1 pseudogene is annotated in these 338 nt (G+C 33.4%); it reads left to right on the top strand.

The annotated features are described in order from the left end of the window. Positions 1 to 338, top strand: a pseudogene (locus ACY2RX_RS14615) (PLP-dependent transferase); the annotation flags it as partial.

Below are 338 nucleotides of genomic sequence, written 5' to 3'. Positions count from 1 at the left end.
CCTTATATTCAGCAACCCATTAAGTTTGGAGCAGATTTAGTAATTCATTCTGCAACAAAATTAATAGACGGACAAGGAAGAGTTTTCGGCGGAGTAGCAGTTGGTAAAAAAGATTTGATTAGAGAGATTTATCTTTTTGCAAGAAATACAGGAACTGCAATGTCTCCTTTTAATGCGTGGGTTTTGTCTAAAAGTTGAGAAACTTTATCAATTAGAGTAGAAAAACATTGTGAAAATGCCTTAAAAGTTGCTCATTTTTTAGAAGATAATGAGCGTGTTGAGTTGGTAAAATATCTTTTTTTAAAATCGCATCCGCAGTATGAAGTGGCAAAAAACCA

The sequence above is a fragment of the Polaribacter sp. 2405UD43-2 genome, assembly GCF_058147125.1.
The sequence above is the reverse complement of the archived record's forward strand: the minus strand, read 5'-3'. Positions and strand labels throughout refer to the sequence as shown.